Annotated in this window: 23 protein-coding genes and 3 tRNA genes; 12 read left to right on the top strand and 14 right to left on the bottom strand. The window is 69.5% G+C overall.

Going from position 1 to position 24,995, the window contains the following annotated elements:
* Nucleotides 1-26: 26 nt before the first annotated feature.
* Nucleotides 27-109: transfer RNA gene (locus tag ACZ6C6_RS27005), tRNA-Leu, on the bottom strand.
* 359 nt (nt 110-468) lie between these two features.
* On the opposite strand from ACZ6C6_RS27005, the gene ACZ6C6_RS27000 reads away from it, so the two are divergent.
* From ACZ6C6_RS27000 to pknB, 6 genes are all read left to right on the top strand, one after another.
* Nucleotides 469-1,344, top strand: coding sequence for an FhaA domain-containing protein (locus ACZ6C6_RS27000; RefSeq protein ID WP_469206100.1), 876 nt, complete (start codon nt 469-471; stop codon nt 1,342-1,344).
* Nucleotides 1,345-1,354: 10 nt separating this feature from the next.
* A complete protein-coding gene (locus ACZ6C6_RS26995) occupies nt 1,355-1,867 on the top strand; it encodes an FHA domain-containing protein FhaB/FipA (protein WP_383293245.1) in 513 nt (170 codons plus the stop codon).
* Between the two features lie 129 nt (nt 1,868-1,996).
* Nucleotides 1,997-3,505 (top strand): Stp1/IreP family PP2C-type Ser/Thr phosphatase, encoded by a 1,509-nt coding sequence (locus ACZ6C6_RS26990; protein ID WP_469206098.1) that lies wholly within the window; start codon nt 1,997-1,999, stop codon nt 3,503-3,505.
* A 23-nt stretch (nt 3,506-3,528) separates the two neighbouring features.
* Nucleotides 3,529-4,941: an FtsW/RodA/SpoVE family cell cycle protein gene (locus ACZ6C6_RS26985; RefSeq protein ID WP_469206096.1), complete on the top strand. Its 1,413-nt coding sequence runs from the start codon at nt 3,529-3,531 to the stop codon at nt 4,939-4,941.
* Nucleotides 4,938-6,395 carry a penicillin-binding transpeptidase domain-containing protein gene (locus tag ACZ6C6_RS26980; RefSeq protein ID WP_469206094.1) on the top strand — a complete coding sequence of 486 codons (1,458 nt, stop codon included), beginning with the start codon at nt 4,938-4,940 and terminating at the stop codon, nt 6,393-6,395. The genes ACZ6C6_RS26985 and ACZ6C6_RS26980 overlap by 4 nt, the downstream gene beginning before the upstream one ends.
* 167 nt (nt 6,396-6,562) lie before the next feature.
* A complete protein-coding gene (gene pknB, locus ACZ6C6_RS26975) occupies nt 6,563-8,551 on the top strand; it encodes a Stk1 family PASTA domain-containing Ser/Thr kinase (protein WP_469206092.1) in 1,989 nt (662 codons plus the stop codon).
* Nucleotides 8,552-8,626: 75 nt separating this feature from the next.
* On the opposite strand, the gene ACZ6C6_RS26970 is transcribed toward pknB, so the two are convergent.
* The 5 genes from ACZ6C6_RS26970 to ACZ6C6_RS26950 all read right to left on the bottom strand — a co-directional run bounded on the left by ACZ6C6_RS26970 (nt 8,627) and on the right by ACZ6C6_RS26950 (nt 12,377).
* A complete protein-coding gene (locus ACZ6C6_RS26970) occupies nt 8,627-9,355 on the bottom strand; it encodes a class E sortase (RefSeq protein WP_469206090.1) in 729 nt (242 codons plus the stop codon).
* 32 nt (nt 9,356-9,387) lie between these two features.
* Nucleotides 9,388-10,698, bottom strand: a complete 1,311-nt coding sequence (locus ACZ6C6_RS26965; RefSeq protein ID WP_469206088.1) for a class E sortase — start codon at nt 10,696-10,698, stop codon at nt 9,388-9,390.
* Nucleotides 10,695-11,333, bottom strand: coding sequence for an aminodeoxychorismate/anthranilate synthase component II (locus ACZ6C6_RS26960; RefSeq protein ID WP_469206086.1), 639 nt, complete (start codon nt 11,331-11,333; stop codon nt 10,695-10,697). Before ACZ6C6_RS26960 ends, ACZ6C6_RS26965 begins: the two co-directional genes overlap by 4 nt.
* The gene (locus tag ACZ6C6_RS26955; protein WP_018101915.1) at nt 11,330-11,515 is read right to left on the bottom strand and encodes a hypothetical protein; all 186 of its coding nucleotides are present in this window, start codon (nt 11,513-11,515) and stop codon (nt 11,330-11,332) included. The genes ACZ6C6_RS26960 and ACZ6C6_RS26955 overlap by 4 nt, the downstream gene beginning before the upstream one ends.
* A gap of 94 nt (nt 11,516-11,609) precedes the next feature.
* Nucleotides 11,610-12,377 carry a DUF881 domain-containing protein gene (locus ACZ6C6_RS26950; protein WP_469206084.1) on the bottom strand — a complete coding sequence of 256 codons (768 nt, stop codon included), beginning with the start codon at nt 12,375-12,377 and terminating at the stop codon, nt 11,610-11,612.
* Between the two features lie 141 nt (nt 12,378-12,518).
* Here ACZ6C6_RS26950 and crgA point away from each other — a divergent pair, with 141 nt between their 5' ends.
* On the top strand, nt 12,519-12,773 hold the full coding sequence (gene crgA, locus ACZ6C6_RS26945) for a cell division protein CrgA (protein WP_361033578.1): 255 nt from the start codon (nt 12,519-12,521) through the stop codon (nt 12,771-12,773).
* A 316-nt stretch (nt 12,774-13,089) separates the two neighbouring features.
* Here crgA and ACZ6C6_RS26940 read toward each other — a convergent pair whose 3' ends face one another.
* Nucleotides 13,090-13,989, bottom strand: a complete 900-nt coding sequence (locus tag ACZ6C6_RS26940; protein ID WP_469206155.1) for a rhomboid family intramembrane serine protease — start codon at nt 13,987-13,989, stop codon at nt 13,090-13,092.
* A 154-nt stretch (nt 13,990-14,143) separates the two neighbouring features.
* Nucleotides 14,144-14,671, bottom strand: coding sequence for a peptidylprolyl isomerase (locus tag ACZ6C6_RS26935; protein ID WP_469206082.1), 528 nt, complete (start codon nt 14,669-14,671; stop codon nt 14,144-14,146).
* Nucleotides 14,672-15,005: 334 nt separating this feature from the next.
* Here ACZ6C6_RS26935 and ACZ6C6_RS26930 point away from each other — a divergent pair, with 334 nt between their 5' ends.
* Complete coding sequence (locus ACZ6C6_RS26930) at nt 15,006-15,746, top strand: DUF5324 family protein (protein WP_469206080.1); 741 nt, start codon at nt 15,006-15,008, stop codon at nt 15,744-15,746.
* A gap of 190 nt (nt 15,747-15,936) precedes the next feature.
* On the opposite strand, the gene ACZ6C6_RS26925 is transcribed toward ACZ6C6_RS26930, so the two are convergent.
* Nucleotides 15,937-16,009 (bottom strand) — tRNA-Ala (locus ACZ6C6_RS26925).
* A 168-nt stretch (nt 16,010-16,177) separates the two neighbouring features.
* Here ACZ6C6_RS26925 and ACZ6C6_RS26920 point away from each other — a divergent pair.
* Nucleotides 16,178-16,726: a DNA-binding protein gene (locus ACZ6C6_RS26920; RefSeq protein WP_469206078.1), complete on the top strand. Its 549-nt coding sequence runs from the start codon at nt 16,178-16,180 to the stop codon at nt 16,724-16,726.
* Between the two features lie 58 nt (nt 16,727-16,784).
* On the top strand, nt 16,785-18,182 hold the full coding sequence (locus tag ACZ6C6_RS26915; RefSeq protein ID WP_469206076.1) for a serine/threonine protein kinase: 1,398 nt from the start codon (nt 16,785-16,787) through the stop codon (nt 18,180-18,182).
* A 19-nt stretch (nt 18,183-18,201) separates the two neighbouring features.
* On the opposite strand, the gene ACZ6C6_RS26910 is transcribed toward ACZ6C6_RS26915, so the two are convergent.
* Nucleotides 18,202-19,554 carry a hypothetical protein gene (locus ACZ6C6_RS26910; RefSeq protein ID WP_469206074.1) on the bottom strand — a complete coding sequence of 451 codons (1,353 nt, stop codon included), beginning with the start codon at nt 19,552-19,554 and terminating at the stop codon, nt 18,202-18,204.
* A 549-nt stretch (nt 19,555-20,103) separates the two neighbouring features.
* Nucleotides 20,104-20,238, bottom strand: a complete 135-nt coding sequence (locus ACZ6C6_RS26905; protein ID WP_221939369.1) for a DLW-39 family protein — start codon at nt 20,236-20,238, stop codon at nt 20,104-20,106.
* 295 nt (nt 20,239-20,533) lie between these two features.
* Here ACZ6C6_RS26905 and ACZ6C6_RS26900 point away from each other — a divergent pair, with 295 nt between their 5' ends.
* Both ACZ6C6_RS26900 and ACZ6C6_RS26895 read left to right on the top strand, forming a co-directional pair.
* Nucleotides 20,534-20,917 (top strand): DUF6344 domain-containing protein, encoded by a 384-nt coding sequence (locus ACZ6C6_RS26900; protein ID WP_469206072.1) that lies wholly within the window; start codon nt 20,534-20,536, stop codon nt 20,915-20,917.
* Nucleotides 20,918-21,091: 174 nt separating this feature from the next.
* Nucleotides 21,092-21,415: an SCO4225 family membrane protein gene (locus tag ACZ6C6_RS26895; RefSeq protein WP_469206070.1), complete on the top strand. Its 324-nt coding sequence runs from the start codon at nt 21,092-21,094 to the stop codon at nt 21,413-21,415.
* Between the two features lie 68 nt (nt 21,416-21,483).
* Here ACZ6C6_RS26895 and ACZ6C6_RS26890 read toward each other — a convergent pair.
* The 3 genes from ACZ6C6_RS26890 to gyrA form a co-directional block, all read right to left on the bottom strand.
* A tRNA-Ile gene (locus ACZ6C6_RS26890) sits at nt 21,484-21,560 on the bottom strand.
* A 76-nt stretch (nt 21,561-21,636) separates the two neighbouring features.
* Nucleotides 21,637-22,239, bottom strand: a complete 603-nt coding sequence (locus tag ACZ6C6_RS26885; RefSeq protein WP_469206068.1) for a DUF3566 domain-containing protein — start codon at nt 22,237-22,239, stop codon at nt 21,637-21,639.
* A gap of 93 nt (nt 22,240-22,332) precedes the next feature.
* Nucleotides 22,333-24,987, bottom strand: a complete 2,655-nt coding sequence (gene gyrA / locus ACZ6C6_RS26880; RefSeq protein WP_469206066.1) for a DNA gyrase subunit A — start codon at nt 24,985-24,987, stop codon at nt 22,333-22,335.
* Between the last annotated feature and the right edge of the window lie 8 nt (nt 24,988-24,995).

Below are 24,995 nucleotides of genomic sequence, written 5' to 3'. Positions count from 1 at the left end.
CTGATGCCTGGGGGGCTTCCTTCTTGTGCGCGAGGGGGGATTTGAACCCCCACGTCCCTAAGGACACTGGCACCTGAAGCCAGCGCGTCTGCCGTTCCGCCACTCGCGCAAGAGCGGTGTTTCCGGGCTCTCTCACTTTTCGGTGCGAGCGCCTGGCGACATCCGGAAGATTAGCACGCTGGACAGGGTGGATTCACATCCGTTGTTTCGCCGCCCGCTCACCGGGCACTCGCCGCACGCTCGGCCGATGTCCGCAGAACGTCCGAAAGGAACCGGGAACCCCCGGAGGCCGCCCCCACTCCTCCTGAGTGCGTCCAAGGTGCGGGACACTGTGAGGAGGCCACCTCTACGATCCGTGTGAGGGGGGACACTCGTCCCCAAGGCAGACAAGGGGAACCAGCCGATTTCCCAACGCGTGGATACGATCAGTAAGCAGTACAGGGACGACGACACCGGAGGAGGTGCCCCATGGGAGTGATGAAGCGTTTCGAGCAGCGTCTCGAAGGTCTGGTCAACGGCACTTTCGCCAAGGTCTTCAAGTCCGAGGTCCAGCCGGTCGAGATCGCGGGTGCCCTCCAGCGGGAGTGCGACAACAACGCCACCATCTGGAACCGTGAGCGCACCGTCGTCCCCAACGACTTCATCGTCGAGCTCAGCGCACCGGACTACGAGCGCCTGAGCCCGTACTCCGGCCAGCTGGGCGATGAGCTCTCCGGCCTCGTCCGGGACTACGCCAAGCAGCAGCGGTACACGTTCATGGGCCCCATCAAGGTCCACCTGGAGAAGGCCGAGGATCTCGACACCGGCCTGTACCGGGTCCGCAGCCGCACCCTGGCGTCGAGTTCGTCACAGGGGCAGGGCCAGGGGCCGAACCAGGGCCAGAGCTACGGCGGCCAGTCCCCCCAGGGGTACCCCGGCCGTCCCGCCCAGCAGGCCCCCGGCGGTTACGGCTACCCGCCCACCTCCGCCCCGCCCATGCCCGCCGGCCCGCCGCCGGGCGCCGGGCGGCACGGTGGTTCCGACCGGCGTCCGCCGGCCACCCCCACTTCCCTGCCGAACGTGCAGGTGCGGCGCTGGATCGAGATCAACGGCACCCGCCACCAGATCTCCCGTCCGACGCTGGTCATGGGCCGCAGCACCGACGCCGATGTACGGATCGACGACCCCGGCGTCTCCCGCCGGCACTGTGAGATCAGGACCGGAACGCCCTCGACGATCCAGGATCTCGGGTCTACCAACGGCATCGTGGTAGACGGGCAGCACACCACCCGCGCTACGCTCCGCGACGGCTCGCGGATCGTCGTGGGCAGCACCACCATCGTTTACCGGCAAGCCGAAGGGTGAAGCGGGGGCAATGTCAGAGCTGACCCTGACGGTCATGCGGCTAGGTTTCCTGGCTGTTCTGTGGCTGTTCGTGATCGTGGCCGTCCAGGTCATTCGCAGCGACCTGTTCGGAACGCGCGTCACGCAGCGCGGCTCACGCCGCACCGCGACCGACGCACGTCCGCCCCAGGGACGCCAGAACGCGGCACCGCCGCCACAGCGCCAGCAGCCCGGCCGCCAGCGCCGGGGTGCGCCGACCAAGCTGGTCGTCTCCGAAGGCACGCTCACCGGCACCACGGTGGCGCTCCAGGGGCAGACCATCACGCTGGGCCGGGCCCATGATTCAACGATCGTGCTGGACGACGACTACGCGTCCAGCAGGCATGCCAGGATCTACCCCGACCGTGACGGCCAGTGGATCGTCGAGGATCTCGGGTCCACCAACGGCACGTACCTGGACCGGACCCGCCTCACCACCCCGACGCCCGTTCCGCTGGGCGCGCCGATCCGGATCGGCAAGACCGTCATCGAGCTGCGGAAGTAGTACGACAATGAGCGAGCGGAGCGAGCGAGCCGCGGGGGTCCGGGCATCGGACCCGGCCAGGCTCCCGACCGGAGGGTGGGCAGTGTGGCTCGAGACCGGCTGTACCCCGAACCGACGGGTGAGGTGCGCATGAGTCTGTCCCTGCGCTTCGCCGCCGGGTCGCACAAGGGCATGATCCGCGAGGGCAACGAGGACTCCGGCTACGCCGGCCCCCGCCTCCTCGCGATCGCCGACGGCATGGGCGGCCAGGCGGCCGGTGAGGTCGCCAGTTCCGAGGTGATCTCCACCCTCGTCCAGCTCGATGACGACGTCCCGGGCTCCGACATCCTCACCTCGCTCGGTACGGCGGTCCAGCGGGCCAACGACCAGCTGCGGATGATGGTCGAGGAGGACCCCCAGCTGGAGGGCATGGGCACCACGCTCACCGCCCTGCTCTGGACCGGCCAGCGCCTCGGCCTGGTGCACGTGGGCGACTCGCGCGCGTACCTGCTGCGCGACGGCGTGCTCACCCAGATCACGCAGGACCACACCTGGGTCCAGCGGCTGGTCGACGAGGGCCGGATCACCGAGGAGGAAGCCACCACCCACCCGCAGCGCTCCCTGCTGATGCGCGCGCTGGGCAGTGGCGACCACGTCGAACCCGACCTCTCCATCCGTGAGGTCCGGGCCGGCGACCGCTACCTGATCTGCTCCGACGGGCTCTCCGGCGTCGTCTCCCACCAGACGATGGAGGAGACGCTCGCCAGCTACCAGGGGCCGCAGGAGACCATCCAGGACCTGATCCAGCTCGCCCTGCGCGGCGGCGGACCGGACAACATCACCTGCATCGTCGCCGATGTCTTCGACGTCGACAGCAACGACACCCTGGCCGGGCAGCTCAATGACACCCCGGTCGTCGTCGGCGCGGTCGCCGAGAACCAGGCGGCCCAGCTGAACGACGGCGGCGCGATGCAGACGCCCGCGGGCCGTGCGGCCGGCCTCGGCCGCCCCGTACCGCCGCCCGCCGGCAGCTTCGGCCCGCCCGGCAGCGGCGACGACTCCGGCTACGACGGGCTGCCCGAGGGGTCCTTCGGGTCGTACTCGGACGACGACTTCGTCAAGCACGGCGGCGGCCGCAAGTGGCTCAAGCGGTCCCTGTACGTGGTGCTCGCGCTGGCCGTCGTCGGCGGCGGGCTCTACGGCGGCTACCGCTGGACCCAGACCCAGTTCTACGTCGGCGCGAAGAACGACAACGTCGCGCTGTACCGGGGCATCAGCCAGGATCTCGGCTGGCTCTCGCTCTCGAAGGTCGAGACCGACCATCCCGAGATCGAACTCAAGTACCTCCCGGCCTATCAGCGCAAGAAGGTCGAGGCGACGATCGCCGAGGGCAGCCTCGCCGACGCCCGCGAGAAGATCACCGAGCTCTCCACCCAGGCGTCCGCCTGCAAGAAGGACGCGGCCCGCCGCGCGGCGGAGAAGGCGCACGGCGACGAGGGCCAGGCGCAGGGCACGGACAGCGATGCCACCAAGGCGTCGAAGTCCGCCAAGACATCCGGTGGCGACACCAAGTCCGAGCAGACTTCCACGACTCCCACTCCTGGGCCCAGCCTCTCGGAGGAAGAGAAGAAGCTGGTCCCGCAGTGCGGTAAGAAGTAGAGCCGTAGGGGGCCTTCAGCACCATGAGCGTTGTCACCAACACGACCACGATCGGCGCGATCGACGCGCCGAGCAGGCGCAACACCGAACTGATGATGATGGGTTTCGCCATCGCCATCTCCGTGTTCGCCTACGCCAACGTGGGCCTGGCCATGGACGGCAAGCTGCCGTCCGGCATGTTCGGCTACGGGGCAGGGCTCATCCTGCTCGGCGGTGTCGCCCATCTCGTGGTGCGGAAGTTCGCCCGGTACGCGGACCCGCTGCTGCTGCCGCTGGCCACGCTGCTCAACGGGCTCGGGCTGGTGCTGATCTGGCGGCTCGACCAGTCGCCGAAGCTGATCAGGGACGCCGAGAACTACTACGGGGTGTTCACCCCGTCCGCCCCCCGTCAGCTGATGTACTCGGCGGTCGGTGTGGCGCTCTTCGTCGGCGTGCTGCTGCTGCTGAAGGACCACCGCATCCTGCAGCGCTACACGTACATCTCGATGGTGGCCGCGCTGTTCCTGCTGATCCTTCCGATGTTCTTTCCGGCCAAGTTCGGCGCGAAGATCTGGATCAACATCGCCGGCTTCTCCATCCAGCCCGGGGAGTTCGCGAAGATCATCATCGCGATCTTCTTCGCCGGGTATCTCATGGTCAAACGGGACGCGCTGGCGCTCGCCAGCCGCCGCTTCATGGGGCTCTACCTGCCGCGCGGGCGCGACCTGGGGCCCATCCTGGTCATCTGGGCGCTGTCGATCCTGATCCTGGTCTTCGAGACCGACCTCGGTACGTCGCTGCTGTTCTTCGGCCTCTTCGTGATCATGCTGTACGTCGCCACCGAGCGGACCAGCTGGATCGTCTTCGGCCTCCTGATGTCGGCTGTGGGAGCCGTGGGCGTCGCGAGCTTCGAGCCGCACGTCGAGGCCCGCGTGAATGCCTGGAAGGACCCGTTCAAGTGCTTCCACACGAACAACTCCTGTGAGCAGATCGGCAACGCCATCATGTCGTTCGGTTCGGGCGGCACGCTCGGTACCGGATGGGGCCAGGGCCACTCCGACCTGATCGGCTTCGCCGCCAACGCCGACTTCATCCTCTCCACCGTCGGTGAAGAGCTCGGCCTCGCCGGGATGATGGCCGTCCTGCTGGTCTACGGCCTCATCGTGGAACGCGGTGTCCGCACGGCGCTCGCCGCCCGCGACCCCTTCGGCAAGCTCCTCGCGATCGGCCTCTCCGGCGCTTTCGCGATCCAGGTCTTCGTCGTGGCCGGTGGCGTCATGGGCCTGATCCCGCTCACGGGCATGACGATGCCGTTCCTCGCGGCCGGTGGTTCGTCCGTGATCGCCAACTGGGCCCTGATCGGCATCCTCATCCGCATCAGCGACACCGCCCGCCGCCCCGCGCCCGCCCCCGCACCCTCGACCGACGCCGAGATGACCCAGGTGGTCCGCCCGTGAACAAGCCCCTGCGCCGGATCGCGATCTTCTGCGGCGTCCTGATCTTCGCCCTGCTCGCGCGGACCAACTACCTGCAGTACGTGAAGGCCGACGACCTCAACACCCGCGACGAGAACCGCCGCGTCCGCATCGAGCGGTACGCCCATGAGCGCGGCAACATCATCGTGGACGGCAAGTCGATCACCGGATCCGCCGAGACCAAGGGCAGCGACTTCAAGTACAAGCGGGTCTGGAAGGACGGGCCCATGTGGGCCCCCGTGACCGGCTACTCCTCGCAGGCGTTCGGCGCCACCCAGCTGGAGAACCTCGAGGACGGCATCCTCACCGGCAACGACGACCAGCTCTTCTTCAACCGGACGATGTCGATGTTCACCGGGGAGGAGAGGACGGGCGGCAACGTCGTCACCACGCTCAACGGCGCGGCCCAGAAGGCCGCCTTCGAGGGCCTCGGCAAGAAGAAGGGCGCCGTCGCCGCCCTCGACCCGCGGACCGGCGCCATCCTGGCGCTCGCCAGCACCCCCTCGTACGACCCCTCGTCCTTCGCGGGCAACGGCCAGTCCGATAGCAAGGCGTGGCAGTCCCTGAAGGACGACAAGAACAAGCCCATGCTCAACCGGGCGCTGCGCGAGACCTACCCGCCCGGTTCGACGTTCAAGGTCGTCACCGCGGCCGCCGCCCTGGAGAACGGGCTCTACACCGACATCGACGAGGACACGAAGTCGCCGCTGCCCTGGCGCCTGCCGCAGACCAGTCAGGACCTGCCCAACGAGGGCAACATCCCGTGCGAGAACGCCTCGCTCCGCAACGCGCTGCGCTTCTCCTGCAACACCGTCTTCGGCAAGATCAGCGACGACCTGGGCAACCAGAAGATGATCGACGAGGCCGGCGAGTTCGGCTTCAACAAGGAGATCTTCACCCCGGTCCGCGCGGACGCCAGCGTGTACCCCGAGGACAACCGGCCGCAGAACGCCATGGCCGGCATCGGTCAGGCGTCCAACCGCGCCACCCCGCTCCAGATGGCGATGGTCGCCGCGGCCGTGGCCAACGACGGCAAGCTCATGCAGCCGTACATGGTCGCCGAGCGCAAGGCGCCCAACCTGGACGTGATCTACACGCATGAGAAGGAAGAGTTCAGCCGGCCCCTCTCGGCGGAGAACGCCCAGAAGCTCCAGGAAATGATGAAGACCGTCGTCCAGCAGGGCACCGGCAAGAACGCCCAGATCCCGGGCGTCACGGTCGGCGGCAAGACCGGTACCGCCCAGCACGGCGTGAAGAACAGCGAGAACCCGTACGCGTGGTTCATCTCGTACGCGATGACCGACAGCGGTTCTCCGGTGGCCGTGGCCGTCGTCGTCGAGGACAGCGACGCCACCCGCGACGACATCTCCGGTGGCGGCCTGGCCGCTCCGATCGCGAAGGCGGTCATGAAGGCGGTCATCGACAGCGAGAAGTGACACCACTCACACCCGGCCGCGAAAGCGCCTCTGCGGATACCGGTCGGATATCAGGTATTGCCTGCGGGCCGATCAGCTGATGCGCGGCCGGTAGCGTATGCGCGAACAGCACACCGCCGGACCGCACACCGGTGCGGTCAGGACTGACGGAGAGGGCTGGAACAGTTATGGAAGAGCCGCGTCGCCTAGGCGGCCGGTACGAGCTGGGCTCGGTGCTCGGCCGTGGTGGCATGGCCGAGGTCTATCTCGCCCACGACACCCGGCTCGGACGCACCGTCGCCGTGAAGACGCTCCGGGCGGACCTCGCCCGCGACCCGTCCTTCCAGGCCCGGTTCCGCCGTGAGGCCCAGTCCGCCGCCTCGCTCAACCATCCGGCGATCGTCGCGGTGTACGACACCGGCGAGGACTACGTCGACGGGGTCTCCATCCCGTACATCGTCATGGAGTACGTCGACGGCTCGACGCTCCGCGAGCTGCTGCACTCCGGGCGCAGGCTGCTGCCCGAGCGGACGCTCGAAATGACGGTGGGCATCCTCCAGGCGCTGGAGTACTCGCACCGCGCGGGCATCGTCCACCGGGACATCAAGCCGGCCAACGTCATGCTGACCCGGACCGGCCAGGTCAAGGTCATGGACTTCGGCATCGCCCGCGCCATGGGCGACTCCGGGATGACGATGACCCAGACCGCCGCCGTCATCGGCACCGCCCAGTACCTCTCCCCGGAGCAGGCCAAGGGCGAGCAGGTCGACGCACGGTCCGACCTCTACTCGACCGGCTGCCTGCTCTACGAGCTGCTGACCGTCCGGCCGCCGTTCGTCGGCGACTCCCCGGTGGCGGTCGCGTACCAGCACGTACGGGAAGAGCCCCAGCCGCCGAGCAACTTCGACCCCGAGATCACGCCCGCGATGGACGCGATCGTGCTGAAGGCCCTCACCAAGGACCCCGACTACCGCTACCAGTCGGCCGACGAGATGCGCGCGGACATCGAGGCGTGCCTCGACGGCCAGCCGGTCGCCGCGACGTCGGCGATGGGTGCGGCGGGCTACGGCGGCGGCTACCCCGGCGGGTACGACAACGACCAGCCCACCACCGCGCTGCGCGCCGCCGACCAGAGCGGCGAGCGCACGTCGATGCTGCCGCCGGTCAACCCGGACGACGGCGGCTACGGCTACGACGACCGGCCCGACCGCCGCAGGCAGAAGAAGAACCACACCTCGACGATCCTCCTGGTCGTCGCGGGCATCCTGGTGCTGATCGGCGCGATCCTCATCGGCAAGGCGGTCTTCCCCGGCGACGGCGGCGACGACGGCGCGTTCGACGTGCCCACCATGGTCGGCATCACGGTCAAGGACGCCCAGAAGCTGGCCGACAACACCAACATCGTCCTCAAGGTCGGCCCGAAGGAAGAGTGCAAGGACCAGCCCAAGGGCAAGATCTGCCGCCAGACACCGGCGGACGGGCAGATGAAGGAGCAGGAGACCGTCACGGTCTTCGTCTCCAGCGGCCCGCCGAAGGTCGAGGTGCCGGACGTCACCGAGAAGTCCGAGGACAACGCCCGCGAGGTTCTTGAAAAGCAGGGCTTCACCGTCAACGTCACCTCGGTCGAGTCCGACCAGGCCGAGCCGGGCACCGTCCTGGAGCAGTCCCCGAAGGGCGGCGAGAAGGCTGAGGAGAACTCCGAGGTCACGCTCAAGGTCGCCACGGAGAAGCTGCTCACGATGCCTCCGGTGACGGACCGTTCGTACGACGACGCCGTCGCCCAGCTGAAGGGTGTCGGCTTCGAGAACATCGGCCGCAGCGATGTCGACTCCGACAAGCCCGCGGGCACAGTGGTCGAGCAGACCCCCGTGGCCAACGAGAAGGTCGGTAAGGCCACCTCGATCATCCTGAAGGTCTCCAAGGGCCCGGCCGAGCCGGAGAAGGTGACCATCCCCGGTGACCTGCTCAACAAGAGCTACCAGGACGCGAAGGCGCAGCTGGAGGGTATGGGCCTGGTGGTCGCGCTCCAGCCCGGTTCGGTCGACAAGCCGGACGCCAAGGTGATCCTGAGCTCCCCGATGCCCAACCAGGAAGTCGACAAGGGCGGCACGGTCACCCTGACCACCGTCGAGGGCGGCAACATCTTCGGCGGTCCGAACGGCGGCAGGGGTCACTGACCCGCTCCGCACCCGGCACGAACAGAGGGCCCCGGTCACCTTCGCGGTGACCGGGGCCCTCTGCCGTGACGCCTCTCAGCGCAGCTCCGCCGGCTTCGTGCGGTCGCGGTCGACCTTCTCCGTACGCACCAGCTCGCCCCACACGATGTAGCGGTACTTGGACGTGTAGACCGGGGTGCAGGTCGTGAGCGTGATGTAGCGGCCGGTCTTCTTCGCGCCCGAGCCCTTCGGGACGGGGCCCAGCACATCGACGTTGTACTTGGACGTCTCCGGCAGCTCGCTGAAGACCTTGTAGATGTACCAGGTGTCCTTCGTCTCGAAGACGATCGCGTCCCCGGTGCGCACCTTGTCGATGTTGTGGAACTTCGCCCCGTGGCCGTCCCGGTGGGCGGCCAGCGAGAAGTTGCCCTCCTTGGCGGAGGGGAGCGCGGATTTCACCGGATCGGTGTAATAGCCGGCGACACCGTCGTTGAGGATCTCGGTGTCGGTGCCCTTCTTGACGAGCACCTCGCCGTTCTTCATCGACGGGACGTGGAGGAAGCCGATGCCGTCCTTGGTGTCCAGCGCGCCGGGGCCGTCGGCCCACTTGTCGCGGACGGTGTGGCCCTGCTTGGTGGCCTCGCGGTCGGCGAGCACGTTCGTCCACCACAGCGAGTAGACGACGAAGAGGCCGAGCACCAGACCTGCGGTGATGAGCAGTTCACCGAAGACACTGACCGCGGTCGCGATGCGATGGCGGCCGCCCTTCCGCCCGGGCGGCGCGGACTCCTCGGTCCGCTCCTGGTCCTCGGTCGTCGCTGTCATAGCACCGCCCTGTCGTCATGGCGTGGGGCCCGTCAGTCCGCGAGCACGTCGGGCATCCCCTCGCTGCGCGGCCGTTCGTCGACCATCTTGCCCCAGACGATCAAACGGTACGTACTCGTGAATTCCGGCGTACATGTCGTCAAGGTGATGTACCGGCCGGGCTTGGTGAACCCGGACTGCTCCGGCACCGGCGCGATCACGGAGACGTTGGAGGGCGAGGTCTGCGGCAGCACGCTTGTCATCTCGTACGTGTAGTACGCCTCCCGGGTCTCGACCACGATCGGGTCGCCGGGCTTCAGCCGGTTGATGTAGCGGAACGGTTCGCCATGGGTGTTGCGGTGGCCGGCCAGCGCGAAGTTGCCCTGCTTGTCGGAGGGCATCGCCGTTTTCAGGGGCTTCTCGCTGTAGTGGCCGACCATGCCCCGGTCGAGGACCTTCTCCTTGCTGGTGCCCTCGGCGATCGGCGTGACGACGTCCAGCTTGGGGATGTGGATGATGGCGAAGCCCTGCCCCGGCTCGAACGCCTCCTGTTTCACGGGGGTGTTCTCGTGCTTGGCCCAGTCGTCCTGGATCTTGTGCGTCTCCCGGCCGGCGAGTTGGCCGGCGCGCACATTCGTCCACCAGAGCTGGTAGGTGACGAACAGCAGCATCAGGACGCCCAGGGTGATGAAGAGTTCGCCGATGCCCCGGCTGATGACGATCGCGGGGCTGTCCTTGGCGGCCTTGGCCGCGCGGCGCGCCTCCATGCGCGTCATGGGCTTCGCCGGAGCGCCGTCCGTCGCGGTGCCGGGCCGGCGCGTCGGCGACGTGGAGCGGCGCCTGCCACGGCCTTTCGCGGCGCGTCGGCGCTCGGCGCGGCCGCCGGTGGGCGGTGGCGTGGGCGTGGCCGTTTCGGGGACGCCTCCGGGCTCGTCGCCGGACCCGGGTTCCGGCTCCGGGCGGGGCGCCGGCACGACCGGGCCGGCGTCGTCCACTCGGCCGAGGATCTCGGTGGCCGGCTCCACGGTCCCGGCGGCCGGAGGCCGCGGAGGGTCCGCGGGTCCCGGCACGTACGGGCCGGGCGCGGGCGATGCCGCCGGGGGCGGCTGTACGGGCTCCTGGTGGCCGTACCAGTCCCGTTGGTACCCGTCGGGGTCGTACCACTCCTGCGGGGCCTGCTGGGCGCCCTGTGGCTCGTAGGGCGCCTGCTGCTGCGGGTCCAGGGGCTCAGGACCCGGCAGCGGGTCGTTCAACGGGTCCGCCAGCCGGTGGACCGCCGCCTCGAAGGAGCCCGGGCCGCCGTACGCCCGCGGATCGTGCGGGTCGTCCTGCCCGGCCCCGGCTCCGTGGCGGGGTGGGGTCACGCCGCGGCCTTGCCCACCACCGGAGCGAGCCCCGCCGACCTCTCGACGGCTCCGGTGTCCCCGCAGCGCACCAGCCAGTTGGCCAGCATCAGGTGGCCGTGCTCGGTGAGCACCGACTCCGGGTGGAACTGCACGCCCTCGACGGCCAGCTCGCGGTGGCGGAGGCCCATGATGATGCCGTCGGCCGTTCGCGCGGTGACCTCCAGCTCGTCGGGCACGGTGTCCGGCTCGGCGGCGAGCGAGTGGTAGCGGGTCGCGGTGAACGGCGAGGGCAGTCCGGCGAACACGCCCGCGCCCTCGTGGAGCACCGGCGAGGTCTTGCCGTGCAGCAGTTCGGGGGCGCGGCCGACGACGCCGCCGTACGCCACCGCCATGGACTGCATCCCCAGGCAGACCCCGAAGACCGGGACGCCGGTCGCCGCGCAGTGCCGCACCATGTCGACGCAGACGCCCGCGTGCTCCGGGGTGCCGGGGCCGGGGGAGAGCAGGACGCCGTCGAAGCCGTCCTGCGCGTGGGCCGGGGTCACCTCGTCGTTGCGCAGCACCTCGCACTCGGCGCCGAGCTGGTAGAGGTACTGGACGAGGTTGAAGACGAAGCTGTCGTAGTTGTCCACGACCAGGATGCGGGCGCTCATCGGGCGGCCCCCGTCGGCGCACTCGCTCCGTCGACCGTCACGTCGCCGAACGGAAGCAGCGGCTCCGCCCACGGGAAGACGTACTGGAACAGCACATAGACGACCGCCAGGGCGAGCACGAGCGAAATGAACGCACGCACCCACACGTTGCCCGGCAGATGCCGCCAGATCCAGCTGTACATCCAGACCCTCCATTCGGTACCGGGTCCAGACTAAAGGGCCCGGGGCCCGGCGTGGGATGCCTGTGGAAAGCTGTGCGGCGCCCGTCGCCGTCTGCTACTTCACCGGCTCCGCGTAGTGCAGGTCCACCGCGCCCGAGTAGCCGGGGAGGGTCGCCGTCTCCTGCGCGTCCACCTGCCAGCCGAGCCCGTACGCCTTCACGTACAGCAGGTAGTTCTGGATGGCCGGCGAGGCGTCCAGCGCCCGTCGCAGCGCACCGGTGTCGCCGACCGCGGTGATCTTGTACGGGGGTGAGTAGACCCGGCCCTGGAGGATCAGGGTGTTCCCGACGCAGCGCACGGCGCTGGTGGAGATCAGCCGCTGGTCCATGACCTTGACGCCCTTGGCCCCGCCCTGCCACAGGGCGTTGACGACCGCCTGGAGGTCCTGCTGGTGGATGACCAGGTCGTTGGGCTGCGGGTCGGGGTAGCCGGGGCTGGCGGTCGCGTTGGGCGGGGCGTCGTTGAGCGTGACGGAGACGGCCGGGCCGGAGAGCTCGGTGGTGCCCGCGGTCCGCTCCAGCGCCTTGAGCTTGGCGGCCTCCGCCTTGGTGCTGCCGTTGTCGCGCTGGGCGAGGCTGTCGATGTCCCCGCGCACGGACGCGGCGGACTCCTCCAGGGCGGCGTTCTTCTCGCTGCGCTGCTGGATGAGGTCGGAAAGCTTCAGCAGTGAGGCGTCGGTGCGGATATTGGTGCCCTTCGCCGTATTCGCGCTGGTCACGAAGATGAGTCCGGCAAGGGCGAAAACGGCAGCCGTGAGCACTCTGGCCGGGTGCCGGAAGGTGCGGCGGACCGGCCCGGGGGGAGAGTCGGCAGAATTGCTCAACGTACCCTTATCTCCTTCGGTGCCACGGAAGGACTACGCTAACGGACGCCCGGGGGAGGCCACATTCCCCCTCGCGCCCCGCCCCGGCGCCAGCCACAGTTCCCTGCGCGGTCACGCAGCGCATCGACAGGAGAGTTCCTCGTGCCGAAGTCACGGATCCGCAAGAAGGCCGACTTCACGCCGCCCCCGGCGAAGCAGGCGACCAACATAAAGCTGACCAGCCGAAGCTGGGTGGCGCCCGTGATGCTGGCGCTCTTCCTGATCGGGCTGGCCTGGATCGTCGTTTTCTATGTGACCGACGGCGATCTGCCGGTCGAGTCGCTGGGGAACTGGAACATCGTCGTCGGCTTCGGTTTCATCGCCGGCGGCTTCGGCGTCTCCACGCAGTGGAAGTAGCCCGCGCGACCGCGTAGAACCACACACCGGCCCTGCTCCGCAACCCCTGCCCTGAGTTACCCACAGCGTTATCCACAGGTGGGGGAAAAGGTCAGACGATCTGTGGATAACTCTCAGGCCGTTGACGCCGGTGCGACTGCAGCCGCCCCCGCCCCGGGGCGGGACGCCCCTTGTCCCTACTGGAAAAACCCAGCTCAGGGACAAGGGGCACAGCTGTGCCCGCGCTATGCACAAGATCCGGATCACGGTGTGGAACCCTGTGGACAACTTCGGTCACAAATGGTCCACAACTGCCTGGGGAGACGGCCGCAGGCTCTTAGGTCAGGGCGGCCGTTCTCGTCATCACCATCACGATGACGGCCACGAGCACCAGGGCGCAGGTCCCGAACTGCACCAGATCGCGCCGCTCGCGCGGGGCGTGCACCATGCCGATCCCGATCAGCACTCCGGCGATCAGTCCCCCGACATGCGCCTGCCAGGCGATTCCGCCCCAGGGGTTGAAGGTGATGATCAGGTTGAGCACGAAGATCGCGATGACCGGACGCATGTCGTAGTTCAGCCGGCGCATCAGTACGGCAGTGGCGCCCAGCAGACCGTAGATGGCCCCCGAAGCTCCCAGCGACGGCTGGTTCGGCTCGGCGAGCCAGTACGTCAGCGCGCCGCCCGCCAGCCCGGAGAGCAGATAGAGGGCCAGGAAGCGGACGCGGCCCAGCTTCGCCTCCAGCGGTCCGCCCAGCCACCACAGCCCCAGCATGTTGAAGGCGATGTGCCACACCTCCTGGTGCAGGAACATCGATGTGACCAGCCGGTACCACTGGCCTTCCGCGATGCCCTCGGGCGGCCCGCCGAAGTAGAAGTTGGCGCGGCCGAGCAGCATCAGGCGGTCGACCAGCGATTCGTCGGCCAGGACCGCGACGAACACGGCGGCGTTGATCCCCATCAGGATCTTCGTGATCAGCCGGGGGTCCGCCGCGACGACGCCTCCGGCCAGCGTGCGCGGCCGGGCGGCGGACGCGCTGTGCCCCGTACCGGATCCCCGGCGGACGCAGTCCGGGCACTGGAAGCCGACCGACGCGTCGACCATGCAGTCCGGGCAGATGGGCCGGTCGCAGCGGACGCAGCGGACCGCCGTCTCCCGGTCCGGGTGGCGGTAGCAGTGGGCCGGCCCCTCGACGGGCGGGGTCGGCCCGGCCGCGCCCGGCGGCTGCTGGTCCATCGGTCCCATGGCTTCCCGGTCCCCTCGGTCCTCGTCGTCGCACGGTGCGCAGGACACCGCCCCGCGCATCCGTTCTGCCATGAGATACGGACGGGCGGGGCGGTTGGTTCCCGAACGTGAAGTCGGAGAGTGACGTTCCGGACGCGGAGGGCGATCAGCGCTTCTCGACGACGACCGACTCGATGACGACGTCCTGCACCGGACGGTCGGTACGCGCGTTGGTCGCGGTGGCCGCGATGGCGTCCACCACCTCACGGCTCTTCGCGCCCTCGACCTCACCGAAAATCGTGTGCTTGCCGGTCAGCCAGGCCGTCGGCGAGACGGTGATGAAGAACTGCGAGCCGTTGGTGCCCGGTCCGGCGTTGGCCATGGCCAGCAGATAGGGCTTGTTGAACGCGAGGTCGGGGTGGAACTCGTCCTTGAACTCGTACCCCGGACCGCCGGTGCCGTTCCCCAGCGGGTCACCGCCCTGAATCATGAAACCGCTGATCACGCGGTGGAAGATGGTGCCGTCGTACAACCGGGCACGGGTCGCCTGCCCGCTCGCCGGGTCGGTCCACTCGCGGCTCCCCTCGGCAAGCTCGACAAAGTTCTTGACCGTCTTCGGCGCGTGGTTCGGCAGAAGCCGGATCTCGATGTCGCCCTTGTTGGTCTTCAAGGTGGCGTAAAGCTGCTCGGCCACGATCTGCCTTCCGTGAGTCTGCACATGTCCTCTGCGCGACTGCGCCGCGCGCCGGCCCGCCCCGCTGACCGGCCGGTCCGACGCTCCGATCCTTGCACGGGCCGCCCCCACGGCGTCCGAGGCGGAAGACGGCGTCGCCCGCGCCGCCGCGGCACGGACGATGCGGCCATGTGCGTGACGAACCGGCGCGATACCGGATGAACCGTGGCATGGTCGTCGGAAGTACCGAATGACCCGGATGCCCGCCCCACGTGCCGCACAGGGCCCACGCAGGCATGATCTCGAATTGGGTGGAAAGGCGGAGTACCTACCCGCCACCAAGGAGGAGGATCCCGTGACCCGCATCGACAGCGTGCGTGCCGCAACCGACTCGGCGAGGGACAGCGTGCAGCACGCCGCGGAAGTGGTGGCGCCCTACGCCGACTCGGCCAAGGACCAGGCCGTTCACTATGCGCACGAGGCCCGCACGCTGCTCGCACCGAAGGTGTCGAAGGCAGCCAAGCAGGCCCGTGTGCAGTACGGAGCGCACGTCGCCCCGCGTATCGAGCTCGCCCGCACACACGTACCCCCCAAGGTCGACGAGGTCGCCCAGCGCGCCGCGCTCCGCACCCGCCAGGCCGCCCGCAGCGCCGCGGACTACACCGTCCCGCGCATCGAGAGCGCCCGGGCCGCCGCCCAGCCGGTGGCGGAGGAAGCCGCCGCCCGCAGCGCCGCCGCGGTGGCCGCCCTGCGCGGCCAGGTCACGGCGAAGCAGATCCGCAAACTGGCCCGGAAGCACGAGCGGCGCGCCAGGGCGGGCAAGGCGTTCAAGGGCCTGGCCGTCACCGGCGTCCTCGTAGCCGCCGGCTACGCGGTGTGGCGCTGGTGGGACAAGCAGGCCAACCCCGAGTGGCTGGTGGAACCGCCCGCCCCCACCGAGGTCGACGACGGCGCCCCGCTGTCCTCCGTCGACGGCAGCCCGCACGCCTCGACGATCCTGGACCCCGAGGTCGAGGCCAAGCAGGCCGACGCCGAGGCGGCCGGCGAGGACGGCCCGGACGCCGCGGGCGGCACGCACCCGGACGACCGCGCCTGACCCGCACCCCGCACGACAGCACGCGCGCCGGAACGGGCGCCGGAAGCCCCCGAGGTCTCCCGGCGCCCGTCCGCGTACCCGGGGCCCTTCCCCCGTGCCGGGCTGTCCGGCTGCCGTGCGGTCCGGCACGAGCCCACGCAAAGAGGCTCCCTGATCCGCGTTTCCGCAGGTCAGGGAGCCTCTCGGGATGTGGAGCCTAGGAGATTCGAACTCCTGACATCTGCCTTGCAAAGGCAGCGCTCTACCAACTGAGCTAAGGCCCCGACAGCACGCAGCCCGAACACCTCGGTGTTCCAGCCGCCGCCGCAGAACAGAGTACCGGCTCCCCCCGGTGATCCTGCAAAAATTCGGGGTCTCCCCGTGTGCGACCACGCTCCGTAAGATGCTGGTCGAGGTTCGCAGCAGCGAAGCCGATGCGAAGGGGAGACGCAATGGATACAGCGCAGCAAGAGGCGACGGCCAGAGCCAGAGACCTCCAGCGCAGTTGGTACGGGGAGCCGTTGGGGGCACTCTTCCGCCGGCTGATCGATGACCTCGGTCTCAACCAGGCCCGCCTCGCCGCGGCACTGGGGCTGTCCGCCCCCATGCTCTCCCAGCTCATGAGCGGTCAGCGCGCGAAGATCGGCAACCCGGCTGTCGTCCAGCGCGTGCAGGCCCTTCAGGAGCTGGCCGGCCAGGTCGCCGACGGCAGCGTCAGCGCCGCCGAGGCCACGGCCCGCATGGAGGAGATCAAGAAGTCGCAGGGCGGCTCGGTGCTCTCGGGCACCGGCCAGACCACGGCGAGCGGCGGGGCGCCCACCGTCCGCCGGGTGGTCCGGGAGATCCAGTCGCTGCTGCGCTCGGTCTCGGCCGCCGGTGACATCATCGATGCGGCGGACTCCCTCGCCCCGACGCACCCGGAACTGGCAGAGTTCCTCCGGGTGTACGGAGCTGGGCGCACCGCGGAAGCGGTGGCGCACTACGAGAGCCACCAGAGCTAAGGCCCCGCACCGTAAGGGGGCACGGGCCGGAACATGAACGGGGAGCGGGCGCAGCGCCATGGGTGAGGTCTTCGCCGGACGGTACGAACTGGTCGATCCGATCGGACGCGGTGGGGTCGGCGCCGTATGGCGCGCCTGGGACCACCGGCGCCGCCGCTATGTGGCGGCCAAGGTCCTCCAGCAGAGCGACGCGCACACGCTGCTCCGTTTCGTCCGTGAACAGGCGCTGCGCATCGAGCACCCCCACGTGCTGGCGCCGGCCAGCTGGGCCGCCGACGACGACCAGGTCCTCTTCACCATGGACCTGGTCAGCGGCGGCTCACTGGCCCATGTCATCGGCGACTACGGCCCGTTGCCCCCGCGGTTCGTCTGCACCCTCCTCGACCAGCTGCTGTCCGGCCTGTCGACGGTGCACGCCGAAGGTGTCGTGCACCGGGACATCAAACCGGCCAACATCCTTATGGAGGCCACGGGCCGGGGCCGTCCGCATCTGCGGCTGTCGGACTTCGGCATCTCCATGCGCAAGGGCGAGCCGCGCCTCACCGAGACGAACTACGTGGTGGGGACGCTCGGTTACTTCGCGCCCGAGCAGATGATGGGCGCCGAACCGGACTTCCCGGCCGACCTCTTCGCGGTCGGCCTGGTCGCCCTCTACCTGCTCCAGGGCACCAAGCCCGACTCGCAGGCGCTCATCGAGCACTTCGCGGAGCACGGCACACCCGCTGCACCGGACGGCGTCCCGGAGCCGTTGTGGCAGGTCATCGCGGGGCTCCTGCAGCCGGACCCACAGGACCGTTTCCGTACGGCCACGGGTGCGCGCAAGGCCCTCAACGCCGCCGTCGAGATGCTTCCCGAGCCCTCGGACACCGAGGAGCCGGTGGAGGTCTTCGACCAGATCGGCCCGCTTCCCGAGGGGTTCGGCCCGGACGGCCCCCTGCGGTCCGGCGGGACGGCGGCAGCGAACTCCCCCGCCTCGGCCGCAGCCGACTCCCCCGCCCCTCAGGCAAACGGTCAGCCGACCGCACCCCCGTCGCCCCAGGAAACCCAGGCGCCCCAGGCGGCCCTCCCGCTCCCCGGCGGGCAGCAGCCGCAGCCCTACCCCTCCGCGCCGGCTTCCATGTCGGAGACGGGCAGCTTCCACCTCCCGCCCCCGGGGCCGGCGGTTCCCGCACACCACGCCCCGCAAACCGCCGCACCCGCGGGTCCGTACGGCTACCCGAACCCGGCCGGCTACACCGCCCCCGACGCGGGCCCCGCGCACGTACCGGCTCCCGGCCCGCACGATCAGCCCTTCACCCAGCCCTACACGGCCCCCCAGCAAGGCGCGGCCCCCTTCCAGGCACCGGCGTCGGCCCCCGGAACGCGTCCGGGACCGCCCCCGAAGGTGGCGGTCCCGGTCCTGCTGGTGGCGCTGGTCTGCTTCGCCGTGGGTATCTGGGCGCTGACCCAGTCCTGAGTACGGGGGCCGGCCCCGCCTACCAGGCCTGCGGCGGCCCTCCGTACGGGTACTGCCCGCCCGTGGGCGCGGCCGGTGCGGCGGCCGCGCGGCGTCGCGCGATCAGGGTCCACGCCCCCAGCCAGAGCACCAGCACGGTCCCGGCGCCGATTCCGGCCGCCGCGACCAGCTTCATGGTGCCGCGCTCGCTCCTGGCCTCAGCGGCCTGCGCACCGCTCTGCCCTTCCCGTGCGGCGTCCTTGTCGCCCTGGGTCACGGAGAAGATCCCGGCATCGCCCTTGTACGGCGACTTACCCGCCTCGCCCTTCACACTGATCTTGAGGGTCAGCGCGATCGGCTTCTGCCCGTACGGCTTCGCGACGTCGGGGCTCAGCGAGACGGAGAGGTAGTACCAGCCCGCGAACCGCATCCCGCCGACGTCGTCACTGGAGTCGTACCGGTTCCGGTACGCCACCGGGGGCAGCGGGTCGAAGGGGACGGAAATCGGCTTTCCCGAATAGGACACGGGCGACACATCGGCGACATGCCCCAGCGCGGGGTTCGCCAGCGACACCGCCAGCGCGTTGCTGACGTACGCGCTCTTCTCCGAGGTGCTGTTGCTCAGTTCGGCCGTGGCGAACAACTGCTGGCCCCAGTCCACCGGCACCCGGTAGAAGAGGGTCTGCCCGGGCTCGATCCGGTCCTTCCACTCGCCGGTCTCCAGGCTCGTGGCGTCGTAGTAACCGGCGCCCCCGCGCCTGGTGTTGTCCGTGGTGGCGCCGGGCAGCGGCGGGGACGCGGACGGCCAGGACGACGGCGCGGTCGTCTCTTCGGAGGTGGGCTTCGCGACCTCCGGCTCGGAGGCGTAACGCAGTTCCAGGTCCCACTCCCCCTGGTCCGAGGTCTCCTTGCTCTCCCGCTCGATCAGCGCGTAGTACGTACCGGCGTCCTGGCAGGATCCGTCCTTGTCGATCCGCCGGGAGGCGTAGGCGGCGATGGGGCGCGGGTACTGCGCGGACCCGAACACGGCGTCCTGCGAACTGCACTCGTCGTCCGAGCTGTCCCGGATGCTGACCGTGATCCCGTCCCCGTACGACACCTTGCCGCCGCCCCTGGGCACGACGACGGCGGAGACATAGGCGTTCGTCTTCGCGTCCAGGTCCAGCCGGTAGTACAGCTTCTGGCCGCTCCGGATGGCGCTCTTGTAGACCCCGCCCGGATTCAGCTTCGTCGCCTCGGCGCTGATGTCGGCGCCGACGGCCGCCTCGGCGTCCGGATCGAAGGTGTACGAGCCGGGGGCCCCGGCCGCGTACGCCTGTCCCGGGAGCGCCGCCACAGCGAACACCGCCGCCACCACCGCGAGCGCCCCCCGCGTCCTGCTGCGCCGCCTCATCACGCGCTTCCCCTCGTCATCCCTACGGCTGCCCCTCGGCGGCCGCGTACACATACGAACACGGCCGGAATCGCGGCCATGGCGGCAGCCCACGCGCCCGCAGCCGCAACGACCGCCCATCCTGCCCCTCCCGCACCGTCACTGTCTGCGGCAGCGGCCGAATCGCCCCGCTTGTCCGCATCGGCGCCGCCGGTCACGGGCCACGGCGGCCGTCAGCGGCACCGCGCCCTCCCGCCGCGAGAAGCGCTCGGTGTCCGTGCCGCAGGGCCCGTGTCCGGTGTGCTCGATCCTGGCGTGACCGTTGCCGCCGGGCCGGGAGCACGCCCGTCACCAGGGCGGACAACGCCGCGCCGATCAGAGTCCCCGCCCGCGCACCGCCGCGGCGATGGCCTGTCCGCACTCGCGCCCCTCGACCGAACAGCCAGCACCTTTGCTTACGCAAGCTAGTAATTCGCTCACGCGAACTCAAGGGCACGGCCGTCACGGTCCCGCAACAGCACGAAGCCCCGGCCGCGTCAGCGACCGGGGCTTGTACCAGGCTGTTCCGTCTCAGGCACCCGAACCCGCGGGCACGGAGTCGGTCGCCTCCGTCCACAGATCCTGCTCGGCGCGATCCGCCTGGATCTGGCGGTACACGAGGAGCCCGCCGATGGCGGCCAGTGCGACCAGGAGAAGCTTCTTCACCGCGCGACCTCGTCCTTCGTTGGCGTAGGGGACTTCTGCCGCCCGACTATACACACCGGCCGATATCGACCGGTGACCTCCCCGCAACCCAATTGGCGCCTGCCGACGTGCGGCCGGGGCCCCTTCGTGCGTGCCCCTCGGAAGCTCCCATGGAAGGTCGGGGCGGGCCGGTTGAACCATACGAGTGGTGTTCATCTGAAGATCGGCGGATGCGCGGCGTCGGTCCACGAAATCGCGGGCCGGATCCACATCATCAGAAAGGTAAGCAAACCGGACCACCCGAAAGTGAGGGGCCATGAGCACCGTCTCGGCCAAGAACATCTGGACCGCCTTCGTCACCGCGTTCTTCGCACTCCTCGCGGCCCTGGGCTTCGCGAGCTCCACGGCCACCGCCGCGCAGGCCACGACCACGACCACGAACACGGAGCCGGCGGCCACCGCCCCCGAGCACACGCCCGCCGCCCGCGCAACCGCGACCGGGCCTTCGGTGCGATGGACCCTTCCGCGTGACCGGGCGCTCCCGCCCACGATGAAGCAGCGCATCCGCGCCGAGGCCCACGGCTCCTCACCCGCCACCCGGCATCTGTCCGCGGACACGAAGAACACCGTGAACACCACGGGCTCCGCCCGCACCTCGCACGGCACTCCGGCGCAGGACGCCTCGCTCCTCCCACCGTGACAGCGCCGCGGCACCTGATCCCCTGAGCCCCCGGGCCGGTTCACACCGGACGGGGGCTTTCCCGTGCGCCCGGGCGTTCACACAGGCCGGTTGAGTACACGTACTCACGCTCGGAGCGCGGTCCGCAACCAGCATGGGGAACACCACTGCACCACGTCTCCCGGGGGGAATCCCATGCACGTTCGCGCCCTGCTCCGCCTGACCTTCGCCAACCCCGTCTCCGCCGTCTACCTGGGGGTCGTCGGCGCCTCCATCGTGTTCGAGGCGGCCGCCGCGATCTTCGGGGACCCCGGCTTCGTCGGGGTCTGGCCGTTCCTGCTCACCGCCCCCGCCTCCCTGCTGTTCGCCATGGTGGGCGCGGAGGCCAGTGGGCCGACCGCCCTCTCGTACTGGTTCCTGGCGGGCGGGATCGTCGTCAGCGCCCTGGTCCAGGCGTTCGTCCTGGGCGCCCTCACGGAGACGCTGCGCGGCCGTCTGCGGCGTACTGCCACGAGATGACGCCGCGTCCGGGATGCCGTCCCGGCAACGCCGAAGGCCCCCACCGTTTCCGGTGGGGGCCTTCGTACTGGTGGGGCTAACAGGATTTGAACCTGTGGCCTCATCCTTATCAGGGATGCGCTCTAACCAACTGAGCTATAGCCCCGCCGCGCTTTTCCGTCGCGCTGACTTCTGAAGATTAGCGCACGTCGGGGCCAGTCCCAAAATCGATACCCGCCGGGCTACTCGTCCTCCGCCAGGGTGAGCTCGACACCGCCCACGAAGCCCGCCGACAGGTTGTAGATGAAGGCGCCCAGGGTGGCCAGCGCGGTGGCCAGGACCACGTCGATCACCGCGATGACCGAGGTGAAGATCAGGACCCTGGGCAGCGACAGGAACGCCTGGAGGTCGAAACCGTTGCCCTCGTTGGAACCCGTCGCCTCGCTGATGGTGCCGCCCACGGTGGAGAAGACGCCCATCGCGTCCATCACCATCCACAGGACCGCCGACGCCATCACCGTGCAGATGCCGAGCGCGATGGACAACAGGAAGCTGACCTTCATCACCGACCACGGATCGGCCTTGGAGACGCGCAGGCGCGCCTTGCGGGTACGCGGAGTGGTCCGCGCCCCCGTCCGCGGCTTACGGGCCGTCTGTGCCGGTCCCACGCCCTGCTGGGCACCGTAGGGCCGCCCACCCCCGCCCTGGGTCCCGCCCGGAGGCGAGGGGTAGGCCTGCGGCGGGTGGTAGGGGCCCGCCTGGCCGGGTGCGGGTTCCCGCTCGCCGGGCAGCGGCCCGGTCGCGTAACCCTCGTATTGGGGCTGAGGGCCCCGCGTATCCGTCACAGTGCCCCCTTGGGAGTCCGTGGCGGGGCCACGGGCACCGTTACCTCCGGCTCCGGAAGCGGCCGAACCGGCGCCCGTGGCTCCACTCACGCTCTACTCCTCGTGCTCCCCGGTCGAGGACGAGGTGTCCTCGACATTGCTGTCGACCGTGCTGCCGGCGGCCTCGTCGGCCGCGGCCATCTCGGTCGTCACACCTTCGGCGTCGCTGTCGACGGGTCCGTCGACCTCGTCGGCCTCGCGGCCCGCCTCGGCGTTGCGGGCGATGCCGACAACGGCGTCCCGCTTGCCCAGATTGATCAGTTGGACGCCCATGGTGTCACGGCCCGTCTCCCTGACTTCGTTGACTCGCGTACGAATCACACCACCGCCGAGCGTGATGGCGAGGATCTCGTCCGTCTCCTCCACCACCAGCGCGCCGACCAGCGAGCCCCGGTCCTCCACGATCTTGGCGGCCTTGATGCCGAGGCCACCGCGACCCTGGACGCGGTACTCGTCGACCGCGGTCCGCTTCGCGTACCCGCCGTCGGTGGCAGTGAACACGAAAGTACCGGGCCTGACGACATTCATCGAGAGCAGTTCGTCTCCCTCTCGGAAACTCATGCCCTTGACCCCCGAGGTGGCGCGGCCCATCGGCCGCAGCGCCTCGTCCGTCGCGGTGAACCTGATCGACTGGGCCTTCTTGCTGATGAGCAGCAGATCGTCATCGGCCGAGACCAGCTCCGCGCCGATCAGCTCGTCGTCGGCGCCGTCCGCCGTCTCGCGCAGGTTGATGGCGATGACGCCACCGGAGCGGGGCGAGTCGTAGTCCTTGAGCGCGGTCTTCTTCACCAGGCCGCCCTGGGTGGCGAGGATCAGATAGGGCGCGGCGTCGTAGTCGCGGATCGCCAGGATCTGGGCGATCCGTTCGTCCGGCTGGAAGGCCAGCAGGTTCGCCACGTGCTGGCCGCGCGCGTCCCGGCCGGCGTCCGGCAGCTCGTAGGCCTTGGCCCGGTAGACCCGGCCCTTGTTGGTGAAGAACAGCAGCCAGTGGTGCGTCGTGGACACGAAGAAGTGGTCGACGATGTCGTCTTCCTTGAGCTTCGTGCCGCGCACGCCCTTCCCGCCGCGCTTCTGCGAGCGGTAGTCGTCCGTCTTGGTGCGCTTCACATAGCCGCCACGGCTGATCGTGACGACGATGTCCTCCTCGGCGATCAGGTCCTCGATGGACATGTCGCCCTCGAAGGGCACCAGCTTGGAACGCCGGTCGTCGCCGAACTTGTCGACGATCGCCGCCAGCTCCTCGCTGACGATCTGCCGCTGCCGCGCGGGCGAGGCAAGGATCTCGTTGTACTCGTTGATCTTCGCCTGGAGCTCGTCGTGCTCGGCAGTGATCTTCTGGTGCTCCAGCGCGGCCAGGCGGCGCAGCTGCATCTCCAGGATCGCGTTCGCCTGGAGGTCATCGATCTCCAGCAGGCCCATCAGGCCCTCGCGCGCGATCTCGACGGTCTGGCTGCGCCGGATGAGGGCGATGACCTCGTCAATGGCGTTCAGGGCCTTCAGCAGGCCGCGCAGGATGTGCGCGCGCTCCTCGGCCTTGCGCAGCCGGAACTTCGTACGCCGGACGATGACCTCGATCTGGTGCGTCACCCAGTGGCGGATGAACGCGTCGATCGACAGGGTGCGCGGCACCCCGTCCACCAGCGCCAGCATGTTGGCGCCGAAGTTGGTCTGCAGATCGGTGTGCTTGTACAGGTTGTTCAGGACGACCTTGGCGACCGCGTCCCGCTTGAGTACGACGACCAGGCGCTGGCCGGTACGCGAGGAGGTCTCGTCGCGCACGTCGGCGATGCCGCCGACCTTGCCGTCCTTCACCAGGTCGGCGATCTTCTGCGCGAGGTTGTCGGGGTTGGTCTGGTACGGGAGCTCCGTGACGACCAGGCACTGGCGGTTCTGGATCTCCTCGACCGCCACGACCGCGCGCATCGTGATCGAGCCGCGGCCCGTGCGGTACGCCTCCTCGATGCCCTTGCGGCCGACGACCAGCGCGCCGGTCGGGAAGTCCGGACCCTTGATCCGCTCGATCAGTGCGTCGAGCAGTTCCTCCTGCGAGGCTTCCGGGTTCTCCAGGTACCACTGGGCGCCGGACGCGACCTCGCGCAGATTGTGTGGCGGGATGTTGGTCGCCATGCCGACCGCGATGCCCGCGGAGCCGTTGACCAGCAGGTTCGGGAAGCGCGCCGGGAGGACCGTCGGCTCCTGGTTGCGGCCGTCGTAGTTGTCCTGGAAGTCGACGGTCTCCTCGTCGATGTCCCGGACCATCTCCATGGACAGCGGCATCATCTTGCACTCGGTGTACCGCATCGCGGCGGCCGGGTCGTTGCCCGGAGAACCGAAGTTGCCGTTGGAGTCCACCAGCGGCATGCGCATCGACCACGGCTGGGCCAGGCGGACCAGGGCGTCGTAGATCGAGGAGTCGCCGTGCGGGTGGTACGTACCCATGACGTCACCGACGACACGGGCGCACTTGTAGAAGCCCTTCTCGGGCCGGTAGCCGCCGTCGTACATCGCGTACAGCACCCGGCGGTGGACGGGCTTGAGGCCGTCCCGCACGTCGGGCAGCGCACGCGACACGATGACGGACATCGCGTAGTCGAGGTAGGAGCGCTGCATCTCCGTTTCGAGCCCGACAGGCTCGACACGCATGCCCACACCCTCGACGGGCGGTACCTCTTCGGGCGTCACGGGTGCGGGGGTGTTCTCGTCGGCCATTGCTGGTC

It is taken from the genome of Streptomyces sp. NPDC041814 (assembly GCF_055590565.1).
Note: the sequence above shows the minus strand (reverse complement) of the source record. Positions and strands in the feature narration are given on the sequence as shown.